Origin of the sequence: Paenibacillus sp. Soil750, assembly GCF_001428045.1 — a bacterium.
In the GTDB taxonomy this organism is placed as follows: Bacteria; Bacillota; Bacilli; order Paenibacillales; family NBRC-103111; genus Paenibacillus_E; species Paenibacillus_E allorhizoplanae.
Window position 1 is genome coordinate 289,949 of sequence record NZ_LMSD01000041.1, and the last position, 12,903, is coordinate 302,851.

Here is a 12,903-nt window from a genome sequence, read left to right on the forward strand (position 1 = left end):
GGTTCAGGCAGCTGGATGGCCTTCAGTGGGATGATTAACTGGATTTCCTCCATCTAATTAAGCTGAAATCCGCCTATTTATTGAACTAGCTGTATTTTCTACAGTTAATATTCTGCTTCTAGCCCGATTCCTTAAATAACTCTTAGAATAGCTGGACATTTTCCATCTAATCGCCGAAACCCAAGGAATTCGCAAAATTTAACTGTAGGTTTTCCATCTAATTTTTAAGTTGGCCATTAAAACAAGAAGTTTGGCTTTATGGGTTACATAGGATGTGTATTGTTGATACGACAAATGCATTTCGTGATAAGTCAACCGCCCACCGCCCACCGCCCACCGATCACGGCTCACCGCCAATCGCCCACCGCCAGCCGCTCACGCTCACGCCAACAATTTTATTTCTAATAAAACTATTGACGAACACCAAGAATGCTGATAAATTAAAACCAAGTAATCTTATCAGAATAATTATGTATCGACCGGACCACCGGAGACACAAGCGAAACTTCCATGAATGGGGAGAGCTGTGTCTCTTTTTTGTATCCAATCGGTGCGCGCTGTAAAGAAAACCATATAAGAAATAAGGGGGCTTTATCATGAAAAAAAATCTAATCATGAGTTTCGTTTTATCCACTTTGCTAGTTACGGTGTTGAGCGGTTGCGGAGCGGCTTCCAAGTCGACAGCAGGTGCAGCTGACACGAAGGCGCCTGCGGCTACAACAAAATCAGAGAAAAGCACGACATTACGCATCGGCTATCAGAAATACGGCACAGTGAACTTCCTGAAAGCGAACGGGGAGCTAGATAAAGCATTAAAAGAAAAAGGCATCACCATTCAATGGACGGAGTTCCCAGGTGGTCCTCAATTGTTAGAAGCGATGAATGTTGGCAGTATTGACGTGGGGCATACCGGTGAAGCGCCGCCGATTTTTGCACAGGCTGCAGGGACACCGCTCGTTTACTTAGGGCATGAACCGGCAAGCCCAGCTAGTGAAGCGATTCTCATCCCGGAGAAATCCGAGATTAAATCGGTTGCTGAGCTGAAAGGCAAGAAAGTTGCCTTGAATAAAGGTTCCAACGTGCATTACCTGTTAGTGAAGCAGCTCGAAAAAGCTGGTTTGAAATATGAAGATATTCAAGTGGTTTTCCTTCCTCCGGCAGATGCGAGAGCAGCGTTTGAGAAAGGCAGCGTCGATGCTTGGGTCATATGGGATCCCTTCTTCTCAGCAGCAGAAACTTCGGCTAAAGCGAAGATCTTGGCTGACGGCAAAGACACCGTTGCCAATCACGAGTTTTATCTAGCTACTCGCAACTACGCTGAAAACAATAAGGAGACCGTCAAGATTGTACTAGATCAATTAGCCAAAGTAGATACCTGGTCCAAAGATCATCCGAAAGAGCTTGCCGAAACGTTGTCCCCGCAGTTGGGAATTGATGTACCTTCCCTGGAACGCGCGGCAAAACGTAGAACATACGGGATTCAACCCATTGATGATGCTTTGATCAATGAACAACAGAAAATCGCTGATACCTTTTTCAAACTAGGCCTGATTCCGAAAGAAATTAAAGTCAAAGACGCCGTATTGCCAGCTACGAAATAGGTTCGAGCTACTTATAAAGGATAAGGGAGACGATGAAGATGGAAGTATTCTGGTTCATTCCGACACACGGAGACAGCAGATACATTGGAACAACGAAAGGGGCACGCGCAGTTGATTATGGCTACATGAAGCAGATTGCGCAAGCGGCTGATCAACTAGGCTATGGTGGCGTACTGTTGCCGACGGGCAGATCTTGTGAGGATGCATGGGTCGTTGCATCTTCCTTAATTCCCGTGACAGAGCGGCTGAAGTTTCTAGTCGCAGTCAGACCGGGCTTGATGTCGCCGACCCTTTCGGCCAGAATGGCTTCCACCTTCGATCGTTTATCGGATGGTCGCTTATTGATCAACGTCGTCACAGGCGGCGATGCGAAGGAGCTTGAAGCGGAGGGACTCTTCCTGGAGCATGATGCTCGATACAATTTGACTGACGAATTCTTGCACATTTGGCGCAAAGAGCTGGCTGGTGAGCAAGTCGATTTCACAGGTGAACATTTGAAAGTCAAAGGCGGGAAGATTGTTTATCCACCAATCCAAGCACCGTACCCGCCGATCTATTTCGGTGGTTCCTCACCAGCTGGGATTGAAGTAGCAGCAGATCATGTCGATGTGTACTTAACGTGGGGAGAGCCGCCAGCTCAAGTCGCTGAGAAAATTAAGACAGTTCGCGAAGCTGCAGCCATGCGCGGCCGCACGGTGAAGTTTGGTATTCGATTGCATGTCATCGTACGTGAAACTTCAGAGGAAGCTTGGGCTGATGCTAATCGCCTCATCTCACATCTGGACGATGAGACCATTGCTTCTGCGCAGAAAATATTCGCAACCATGGACTCTGTGGGCCAACGCCGTATGGCAGAGCTGCACAAGGGCGATCGGACCAAATTAGAAATTAGTCCAAATCTGTGGGCAGGCATCGGGCTTGTGCGTGGAGGTGCAGGGACAGCCCTAGTTGGTGATCCGGAGACGGTTGCGGCACGAATGAAAGAGTATGCGGACCTAGGCATTGAGACGTTCATTTTCTCAGGCTACCCGCACTTGGAGGAGGCTTATCGGACAGCGGAGCTGCTGTTCCCGCATTTGCCTTTGAAAACGCAAAAGAAGCGTTCTTCTGAATCTGCGAATTACGTAAGTCCGTTTGGAGAACTCATCGCCAACACCGAGTTGCCGAAGCCTGCAAAGGGGGTTCGGTCCGATGACAACCAACCTGTCAAAGTCTCTGGCTAAACAGTTGCTCCCTTGGGCGCTTCCGATTGTACTTATTGTTTTATGGCAGCTATTGGGGCAATTTGGGGTCATTTCCACCCGAATTCTATCTACACCTTCAGCCGTATTCGCGGCTGGTGTCCATTTGGCAGAGAAAGGTACCTTATTTACGTATATCGGTGCCAGCTCCAAACGAGCATTCATCGGCTTTGCGATTGGTGGCAGTATCGGTTTTGCCTTAGGCTTAATTAATGGACTCTTTCCTATTCTTGAAAAGGTGACCGACACATCCGTACAAATGCTGCGGAATATTCCTCATCTAGCGATGATTCCGTTGGTCATCCTCTGGTTTGGTATCGGTGAAGAAGGCAAGCTCTTCTTAGTCGCGTTAGGCGTGTTCTTCCCGATTTATTTGAATACCTTCCACGGTATTCGATCTGTCGATCCAGGTTTGATCGAGATGGGGCGTGTTTACGGGCTTCGCCATTTTCATCTCTTCCGCAAAATCATTATTCCCGGTGCGTTGCCCTCGATTTTGGTCGGGGTTCGTTTCTCACTAGGTATTATGTGGATAACTTTAATCGTAGCCGAAACGATTTCGTCCTCTTCTGGGATTGGCTACATGGCGATGAATGCTCGAGAATTTTTGCAAATGGATGTTGTTATTCTGAGTATTATCGTCTATGCCCTACTAGGCAAAATATCAGACTATATAGCGAAGCTTCTGGAACACGCATGGCTGCAATGGCATCCTAATTTCTTGAAACCATGAAGGAGAGTGGGCACGATGGCTGAAGGTACTGGCATTCGATTGCAAGTGAAGCAGGCTGCGAAGGTTTTTGGCCAAAAGCAAGTGCTGCAAGGTGTAGAGCTGGACGTAGCACCTGGCGAATTTATCGCGATTGTCGGGCGAAGCGGCTGCGGCAAAAGCACACTGCTGCGCTTAATCGCCGGGCTGGATAAGCCCTCGAGCGGCCAAATCGAGGTCGATGGCCAGACGCTCAAAGGCATCCATTCCGAAACACGTGTGTTGTTTCAGGATGCGCGCCTGCTTCCATGGAATCGCGTGCTCGCGAATGTTCAGGTTGGGGTGAAAGATGGCTCGCGCGCTAGAGCCGAAGAGGTTCTTGCGCAAGTGGGGCTTGCGGACAGAACGAATGAATGGCCGGGGGTTCTGTCCGGGGGGCAACGTCAACGCGTTGCACTGGCCCGTGCTCTGGCCGGGCAGCCTCGCCTGCTGCTGTTGGATGAGCCGCTCGGCGCGCTCGATGCGTTGACTCGCATTGAGATGCAGCAGCTCATTGAGCGGCTGTGGTATCAGCAGAAGTTTACGGCGCTGCTCGTGACGCATGATGTGTCGGAAGCCGTTCAGCTTGCGGATCGTGTTATTTTGATCGAAGAAGGGCAGATCGCCCTCGATGTAAAAATCACGCTCCCACGCCCTCGCGTGCGGGACAGCGGGTTCGCTTATTTTGAACAATTGATTCTGGATCGCATATTGGTGAAAGAGCAGAATCCTGCTCTAGGGGATATTACAGCAAATAATAAATATGCGTATTCAATTTAGTATTAGCATACAAAAAGCACTCCAAGGCGGTATGGCTGCCTTTGAAGTGCTTTTCTGCATGTACCCCTATATAACTATTGGGCTGCTGGCGTATGAACATCAGTCCCTGTATGGGGGCGTTTTTCAATCATGATCGTTAATAGGAGTAAACCAATGAGTCCAGCGACGATGAAAATGGGATACCAACTTCTCGCAAATGAGCCAGCTTCCATGATAGCCATCATCCCGATCGTAGGCAGCAGAGGCTGTCCGAAAGCCTTCCACCAGTCAAGCGGGAACTTTTCGTAGTAGAAAAATCCAATCATCGCAAGTGCGGAGACAGCCCATCCCCCTGTATAAATGCAAACAGCCAAGACGGGACTTTTAGCTGCAATGAAAGGGACAATGGCAATGACGAAAATCCCAGCGACAATCATGACCCAGAAGTTAGCCTTTGTTTTGCCAATTCCCGCTAGAATGCTGCCACCTAGTCGACCTACGGAGGAGAATAAGACGCCTAAAGCCATCAGCCGAATATAAGCTGCAGAATCCCCTGATGTGAAGCTCTCCCCGAATAGAAATCCGTTGATCTGGTCGGGATATAAACAAATGAGTGCTGTCAGCGGATACAGAAAAATATTGTTATACCGGACACAGCTCGTCCCACGATGCTTGCTTTCTTTCAAATCCTGTGCACTTTCGGCCACGAATGGGAAGGTGACAATCATGAACGCCCATGTAATGATGCCGATGAAGCCTGTTATACGGAATCCGTTCGATAAATAACCAACGGCGATAACCGAACTGGAACCAACCATCATGACCAGAAAAGGCTGTTGGAATGCTTTTGCGATATTACCCGCCCAGGAAGGCAGGCCGTATGCCATCATGCTTCGAACCTCTTGGAAAGGGATACCACCGAACCATTTTGGAGTATGCACACGTTCAACTTTCCAGCCAATAAAAAGAGCTGTTAGGATCGCTCCCACGCTCATCCACACCGAAATATTTTCAAGAAGGTTCAACGAGCCAATGGGTAATAAAACGCCGACAACCGTACCTGAAGTGGCAAGTGTTGTTGTAATGACCATGAAAAAGGCCTGAACACCGAAATCGCGGTTCCCTGAGAAAGAAGCGACGCCAATATTGATGATAGAGTTGAATACAAACATGATTGAGCTGAGGATCAAGGCTCCTCTTAGCTCAGGTAGCTGATAATAATTCGCTAGGATTGGTGCGAGTAGCGCGAGTACGATTCCGAAGATAACCCCGAATAGAGAGCTCCCGAAAAAAGCGACGCGAAAATTGGTTTGTACCGCCTCAATCGGTTTCCTAGAAAAGGTGTAAATTAAGGAGGAGTTGAATCCGACATTGAGAAACAAGGAGGCCATACCGAAAATTTGCAACAAGAGATTCACTTGTCCGAATTTGGTAGGATCGTCCAATACACGAGCTAGAACGATGCTTCCCACGGTTTGGAGCATTTGGTTAATGAAGAGACCGAGCACAATGATAGACACATTTCGAAGCAAAAATCGCTGCGTATCCGTTAACATGACATTCCGATTCAGCATGGGGATAGCCCCTTTTCCCGTTAATAGGTCTTGTTATCCAAAGAGTAGCAGACCCCTACCAGGTTGACAACCGAAGGAATGGCAGATAAACGGAGATAAATGAAGGTATTCGGAGATTATATGTTGCTTCGAATGGTTGAAAGAGTAATACGGGGATTGCAAATCCCCTAGGATGTTAAACCTAAAATATGCCGCCAGGAAGATCTTCCCTGACGGCTTTTCTCATCCTTTTAACGCGGCAGCTTGTTTTTCCTGATACTCTCCAGGGGGCATGTAGAAGTGCTGCTTGAATACATGGGAGAAATGTTTAACACTCACGTACCCTACTTTGTCTGAGACATCAATAATCTTCTCTGCGGGTCTTGCTCTCAGTAGCTTGGCGGCTTGCTCCATTCGCACTCTGGTTAAAAATTTAATATAAGATTCATTCACGCTTTTATGAAAAATATTGCTCAAATAACTAGCGGAAACGCCTATTGTATCTGCAATAATAGCGAGAGAGATAGGCTCCGAGTAGTGCGAATAAATGTATTCCTTAGCTCTGGCTACAAGGTCATGCTCGTTCTCGTTATCGAGCTTTGGCGTGGCATGTAGGATGAAGGATTTGAGAATTTCATAGAAGTTAAGCAGCACTTCTTCTTTTGACGGTGCCTGTAAAGTGGGGCTTTCCAACTTCCTAAGGATCGTCTGCGCTGCTTGTATGCCTTCATCCGTAAAGTTCGGGTTCATTGCCGCTATGTTCCTAATTAAATGAACGCCATATCGGTAAACAACGGGAAGCTGATAACTGCCCATAAGCTCGGCATAATTCCGAACGGAAACCATGTAGTTCGTTTCATTTCTATCGAGTAAACCGGATTGAATAGCCATCATCGTTTTATCCAATTCTAGAATGGAAGGCATATCCTTACTCTCATCGCTGAAGGCGAAGCAGGAGTTACCGCCACTCAGCAGACGGCTCATTAGCATCTTGCGCGCTTTGCGGTAGGAGGAGTTCAATCGAAGCACATCGTTGACACAATTACCAATAGCACCGGAGATCGTAATACCCGTACTCCTATAGATCGCGTCAGCTACTTTAGCATGGATGGCTCTGCATTGTTTAATTAGGTCATCTTGACAATCTCCGGTTACAAGTACAATTGTATTTTCCTCCGAATCGTAGAATACCCGTCCTTCTTCCACAATTTCAGTTGTAATCTGTTGTAAAATATATTTAAATACAGGAATATCGGCATATGGAATAGATTTCCTAAGAATCATATCTTCATCCAATGAGAGGATCATTAGATTACCTTCTGTCTCGATTAAGCTCACCTTTAGACGGAAGAGAAGTGGGTAAAGTACTTTAATTTCCGCATTGCTGTCTACGATAACGGCTTTCAAGAAATTTTTGACCACATGGTTTTTGGAATCCTCAGAGAGAATTTGCATGGATTGTTGGGTCAGCAGCTGACTTTTCTCTTTATCCAAATCTTGTGTAATACGTTCGAGGACGATGCGCAGCTCTTCCTTAACAATAGGCTTCAGCAAATATTCATTCACACCATAGGTTATGGCCTCTTTAGCAAAAGTAAACTCATCATGGCCTGATAGGATGACCGTTCTTGGGCGAGGAGACATTTTTGAAACGATTTTACATAAAGTGAGGCCGTCCATGACAGGCATTTTAATATCGGTGAAGATTAAATCTACAGCATGCTGATCAAGAATCTCAAGAGCTTCCTTGCCATCTGAGGCGACATGCGCGACCTCCCACCCAGGATTGATCTGCGGAATAGTTAGCTTCAGGTAATCTCTAGTAAGTGACTCATCGTCGACCACGAGCATTTTATACATGCCGATTCTCCTTTCTGACGTCTAATTTGGGTAAACTGATAGTGACACATGTGCCTACTTCTGGCGTACTATCAATCGTAAGTCCATACTCCGTCCCATACCTCAGCTTGATCCGCTTATTCACATTGACAAGACCGATTCCCGTACCAGCACTATGATGTAAACCGTGGAGATCTTCGTTATAAACCAACGATTCCACACGTTCCCGGAGTTTTGCCAGCTTATCGGTATCTATCCCTATTCCATTATCGCGAACATAGAAATAGAGATTAGTGTCATCTTCATCACTATATATGTGTATAATCGTTTTCTCTTTCTTCATCTCACACCCATGAATAACGGCATTCTCAACGGCAGGCTGTAGGAGGAGCGCAGGAATATAATAACTGGTCAGCGAATTAGCAATGGTAATTGTGTATTCCAGTCTTCCGCCAAATCTACTGCTTTGAATGCTGAGGTAAGCTTCGAGTAAGCTGATTTCCTGCCCAAGCGTGATTTCTTTATCCCAGTTTGTCATACCCCTTAGGAGGGAACTAAGCTTATTAATTTGGTCTACGGCTTGCTCCTCTTTGCCGCTCTGCATTAGAAGACTGATCATATTGAGTGTGTTGAAAATAAAATGCGGTCTAATCTGGTTGAACAAGGCCTTGATTTGGGCTTCCTTTTGCAGGAAATTTGCCTCATACACTTCTCTGACAAGTTTTGTGTTCTCTTCGAGCATCTCTTGAATGCGGTGAACCATTTCATTAAAGGAAGACCCCAGGTAGCCAATTTCATCATGCCTGTTGTTCGGGAAGGTGACCGATAAATTGCCATGATCAATCTCTTTCATTAGCTTAACGATAGTTAGCAACGGATTGAGATATCTTTTGATGAAGAAGAAATAGACAAGAATAGCGAGAAAGGAACTAATAATCGCCATTAAGAATGCGATATTTCTTGTTTTGACGGCATTGTGATTGAGTTCGGCAACGGAGTTTACGGCAACAACGGTCCAGTTAGCTCGTGAAATGGGAGTCGCATTAAGCAGATAGTTCTCATTATCCAAACGGATCGTCGTCTTAGAATGGCTGGTTTTCAGCATGGTTTGATAGAGGTCCAGCTCATGACCGCCTTTGACATTGGAAAATATAAGATTCTGATCTGCATCCACAATGAAGAGCCCGCCTTTGCTGCCCATGTTCACTTTATTGCCAATGGCTTCAATACCGCTGTAATTGGCATCCACCTTAATAATGCCGATAATTTTCTCCGTATCCTTGGTGCTGCGAAGCTGACGTACGATCGAGAAGACCTTATTCTTCGGGTTCTTAATAATTTGCTGCATATGCGCGGGGACGAAGATAGACTCTTGTGTTGAAAGCGCTTCCGTATACCAATTGAAGTTGTGGAAATCGACCTTTGAATCGATGTTGGTCTGCACCCTGCCGCTCGAGTATGCCGTATCCGTTAGTACAAAAACAGTAAGAATATCATTTCTTGGAATGATCATAATCTCATCCAGAAAATCTTCAATCGTACGAGTCTTCTTGAGTTGTTCGATCTCTGAATCGGGGTGAGTAGTTTCAAGTGCAGCCATCACGGCCGAATTTCGGTAGGGCGCGACTGATAAACGCGATAAGTCGTCGAGATAATTGTCGATGTTCAGAGAGGCTTGCTCAATTATTTGCTGAACCCTTTCGGTGGACTGATTCTCGAAGTCTTTGGTGTACTGATGATAAGAGACGAAGGAAACTAGGATCACGGATAATAAAATTAATAGTCCAGTCATGATTAGCAGCTTGAACTTAATGCTCCATTGTTTCATTCCATTACCTCCCTCTATGCCCAATATATCACATCAGGTTCGGTAACATCAGCACTTCTAAAAAAACCGCACTCCAATCAAGAAAATTGAGGTCTTAACGAATGATTGGATTGAAAGTAAGATGAAATAGAAGGAACTGTTTACAAAGTTTTCTTATGTGAGACAAAAGGGAGGAAACAACGTGTTAAACAGAGCGCTATCCATGGTCATGTGTTTTTCAGTTATTTTGGGTATTGCAGCAGGATGCGGAACTAAGGAAGAGGTAAAGCCAACAACAGCCACTAGCAGCGAATCGGCCAAAGCAACAGAAAAGCCAACAGAGAAACCGAAAGAAGTCGTCACACTAAAGTTTTTGACAGGTAAAGTGGAAACGGTAGATTTGGTTAATCAAATGATCGCTAAGTTTCAAACCGAGAATCCAGGTATCAAAGTAGAGCAGGAATATCAGAAGGATGCCAGCAATGTGATCAAGATCAAGTTCGCTTCCGGTGATGTACCTGATATCACTACGGTCGTTAGTCAAGATTATATTGATCAAGGAAAATACCTCGACCTATCGAACGCTGCCTTCTGGTCGAGAGTTCTGCCGGCTGTCAAGGATTTGAATACGGATATTAAAACAGGCAAGCAGTTCTCAGCAGCAGCAACAGTCACGATGGGCGGTATATTTTATAACAAGCAAATCTTCTCTGAATTAGGATTAAAGGAAGCACTCACATGGGCGGACTTCAAAACAAACCTGAAAACAATCAAAGAGAAGAAAAAAGGCGTCGTGCCAATGTTCTTGCCTGGTAAAGAAGCATGGTCTATGGGACATTTGATCGAATTTATGGCTCATGGCATCATCAAGCAGCAGTATGGTGTTTATGAATCACGCAAAGCGTTCATTAACAACGATGGGGCAAAACTTGCGTTTGATGCCCCAGGCGGCAGTATGGAGACCTTTGCTGCTCGAATCATGGAGCTTAAAAATGAAGGGTTGATCAATGCGGATGCATTGACAGCTACCTATGATAATGAAAAAGAGGATTTTGTTGCCGGAAAAGCAGCTATGTTCAGCCAAGGCATGTGGGTACTGGGCGATCTGCTCAAGATCAATCCGGATTTTGCTAAAAATATTGGCTTCAGCCCATTCCCAGCTTTACAAGATGGAGGTAAGCCAGTCGTATTATCCGCCGAGGATTCCAAGTATGCGATCACTTCTGCATCCAAGCATCCGGAAGAGGCTAAGAAATTCCTTGATTTCCTCTTCAAAGCGGAAAATTTAAAGTTATACAGCGAAGCGATTAAATCACCTTCCGCCTTCACCGATGTGAAAGCTGATTGGGGCCCGCTCCAAGATCAAGCAACGCAAGCATTAAAAACAGGTGTGAACATTGCCTTCACAGATACACCTTCCGGCTTCTCGGGTGATGATGTAGGCCGCATGGTGCAAGAATTGATTGCCGGCAAATACAAAACACCAGCTGATTTCGCCAAGACGTACAAAGAAACATGGGATAAAGGATGGAAAGCTTCCAAGTAAAATAGAATGAACTCGCGAGAAGGGAAGGATCACGGATCTCTTCCCTTTCTCATAATCGTTCATACATTCGGGTTTAGGAGAGGATCGCTATGTATCTCTTGCGCGCCATTAATACCAATCTGCACAAATTTATGGCTGTACCTGCTATCCTTTTATTCGCGTTGTTCTTCATATACCCACTCACACAGGGAATAGGAATTAGCTTAACGAATTGGAACGGGGTGTCCCAAGCCAAATTTGTCGGGCTGCAAAATTTCGTCGATTTCTTTCATGATGATCGAGCCAAGCATGATCTGTACAATACCCTTTTTTTTGCACTCGGAAGCGCGCCGCTGCTTAATATTTTCGGACTCGCGTATGCACTTATCTTAGATCGGAATTTTAAGGGGAAGGGCGTAGTTAGGGCCATCGTATATTTACCAGCAGTTATCAGTCCATTAATTATGGGATATGTCTGGTATTTCATTTTACAGCCGGGGAGAGGCTTCCTCTATCATATTTTGGACAATATGAATCTAGGATTTATGAACACGAATTGGCTTGGTGATAGTTCGTCTGCTATGAAAGTACTTGTGATGGTCAACGTTTGGCAGTTTGTAGGTATGACGATGATTATTTATCTGGCAGGGCTTCAATCCATACCGGCAGAGTTATATGAATCCAGCAAAATCGATGGAGCTGGCTACTTTGCCACCTTACGTTCTATCACCATTCCATTGTTATATCCAGCCATCCAAATTAATGTCGTTACGAATATTATAGGTTCCTTGAGCGTATTCGAAATCATTGTCGCATTAACAGACGGAGGGCCAGGTTACAGTACGGAATCTTTAAGTATATATATTTTGCGCATGCTATATGGCAGTTTCACAGGGTATTCAACGGCAGTGGCGTTACTATTATTTGTGATCATTGTGATTCCTGTCATCATCTTTATGCGTTTAACGAAATCCAGAGAGATTGAGATGTGAGGAGAAGGCGATGCGAAACAAAACCCTTAGGCTTGGCAGATATGTCGTCGTAACGCTCATGGTACTCTTATCCCTCATTCCATTCTACGCATTGTTATATTTATCTCTGAACACGCCATCCAGCAGCTTCTTTGATGGCAATATTCTGCTGCCGGATTTTCATTTTGTTAACTATGTGAACGCTTGGAAAATCTCCAAAATTGGCAATGCTATTGTAAATTCACTGATCATAACTGTAGGATCTGTGGCTATTATCGTATTGTTCGCAAGTGCAGCAGGCTATTCCATTGCCCGTTTTAACAGCCGATTTAATCGGATTGTATTTCAGCTTCTCCTGCTGTGTATGATGATTCCCGCAATTATTATTACGGTTCCCCTATACACCTTGATGAAATCGATTGGCGGCATTAATACGCATTGGGCGATGATTCTTCTTACTGCAGCCACTGCACTGCCACTATCTGTCTTTCTCTATGCTAGCTTTATTAAGCAGCTTCCCAGAGAGGTTGAGGAGTCTGCGATTATGGATGGATGCACCTATTTTACTGCGTTTTGGCGCATTACCTTTCATTTCGTTAAGCCCGTGACCGCTGCTGTTGTCATACTATCGGGACTTGGGATTTGGAACAATTACGGTCAGGCCGTCTTTTTCCTGCAAAGTCAGACGATGCATACCGTCCCCCTAGCCATCTCCATTTTTTTTCAAAAATATGGCGCACAGTGGAACTTAATGGCAGCCGCAGCGGTGATCGGACTTGCTCCGGCTGTACTTGCATTTCTTATTTTCCAGAAATATTTTATTAAAGGCATCACGGCAGGTGCACTGAAGGGATGAGAT

10 protein-coding genes are annotated in these 12,903 nt (G+C 45.4%); 7 read left to right on the forward strand and 3 right to left on the reverse strand.

All coding sequences use genetic code 11. From position 1 onward, the window contains the following. Positions 1 to 596 precede the first annotated feature (596 nt). From ASL11_RS30755 to ASL11_RS30770, 4 genes are read left to right on the forward strand one after another with little or no spacing between them, the layout of a single operon-like run. Positions 597 to 1,601 (forward strand): sulfonate ABC transporter substrate-binding protein, encoded by a 1,005-nt coding sequence (locus tag ASL11_RS30755; RefSeq protein ID WP_056623427.1) that lies wholly within the window; start codon positions 597 to 599, stop codon positions 1,599 to 1,601. 38 nt (positions 1,602 to 1,639) lie between these two features. Beyond that, entirely contained in the window at positions 1,640 to 2,824 is a 1,185-nt protein-coding gene (gene ssuD, locus ASL11_RS30760; RefSeq protein ID WP_056623430.1) for an FMNH2-dependent alkanesulfonate monooxygenase, read from the forward strand. Beyond that, the gene (ssuC, locus tag ASL11_RS30765; RefSeq protein WP_056623433.1) at positions 2,793 to 3,575 is read left to right on the forward strand and encodes an aliphatic sulfonate ABC transporter permease SsuC; all 783 of its coding nucleotides are present in this window, start codon (positions 2,793 to 2,795) and stop codon (positions 3,573 to 3,575) included. The genes ssuD and ssuC overlap by 32 nt, the downstream gene beginning before the upstream one ends. A 15-nt stretch (positions 3,576 to 3,590) precedes the next feature. Next, a complete protein-coding gene (locus tag ASL11_RS30770) occupies positions 3,591 to 4,370 on the forward strand; it encodes an ATP-binding cassette domain-containing protein (protein ID WP_056623436.1) in 780 nt (259 codons plus the stop codon). Between the two features lie 74 nt (positions 4,371 to 4,444). Here ASL11_RS30770 and ASL11_RS30775 read toward each other — a convergent pair whose 3' ends face one another. The 3 genes from ASL11_RS30775 to ASL11_RS30785 form a co-directional block, all read right to left on the reverse strand. Then, positions 4,445 to 5,923, reverse strand: coding sequence for an oligosaccharide flippase family protein (locus tag ASL11_RS30775; RefSeq protein ID WP_056623439.1), 1,479 nt, complete (start codon positions 5,921 to 5,923; stop codon positions 4,445 to 4,447). A 222-nt stretch (positions 5,924 to 6,145) separates the two neighbouring features. Next, the gene (locus ASL11_RS30780; protein WP_056623442.1) at positions 6,146 to 7,762 is read right to left on the reverse strand and encodes a response regulator; all 1,617 of its coding nucleotides are present in this window, start codon (positions 7,760 to 7,762) and stop codon (positions 6,146 to 6,148) included. Continuing rightward, on the reverse strand, positions 7,755 to 9,569 hold the full coding sequence (locus ASL11_RS30785; RefSeq protein WP_056623445.1) for a cache domain-containing sensor histidine kinase: 1,815 nt from the start codon (positions 9,567 to 9,569) through the stop codon (positions 7,755 to 7,757). The genes ASL11_RS30780 and ASL11_RS30785 overlap by 8 nt, the downstream gene beginning before the upstream one ends. Positions 9,570 to 9,750: 181 nt before the next feature. Between ASL11_RS30785 and ASL11_RS30790 the strand changes: the two genes are divergently transcribed. The 3 genes from ASL11_RS30790 (at position 9,751) to ASL11_RS30800 (ending at position 12,900) form a co-directional block, all read left to right on the forward strand. Next, entirely contained in the window at positions 9,751 to 11,094 is a 1,344-nt protein-coding gene (locus ASL11_RS30790; RefSeq protein WP_056623448.1) for an ABC transporter substrate-binding protein, read from the forward strand. A gap of 89 nt (positions 11,095 to 11,183) precedes the next feature. Beyond that, a complete protein-coding gene (locus tag ASL11_RS30795) occupies positions 11,184 to 12,065 on the forward strand; it encodes a carbohydrate ABC transporter permease (RefSeq protein WP_056623451.1) in 882 nt (293 codons plus the stop codon). Positions 12,066 to 12,075: 10 nt separating this feature from the next. After that, positions 12,076 to 12,900 carry a carbohydrate ABC transporter permease gene (locus tag ASL11_RS30800; RefSeq protein ID WP_056623454.1) on the forward strand — a complete coding sequence of 275 codons (825 nt, stop codon included), beginning with the start codon at positions 12,076 to 12,078 and terminating at the stop codon, positions 12,898 to 12,900. The last annotated feature ends 3 nt before the right edge of the window (positions 12,901 to 12,903 follow it).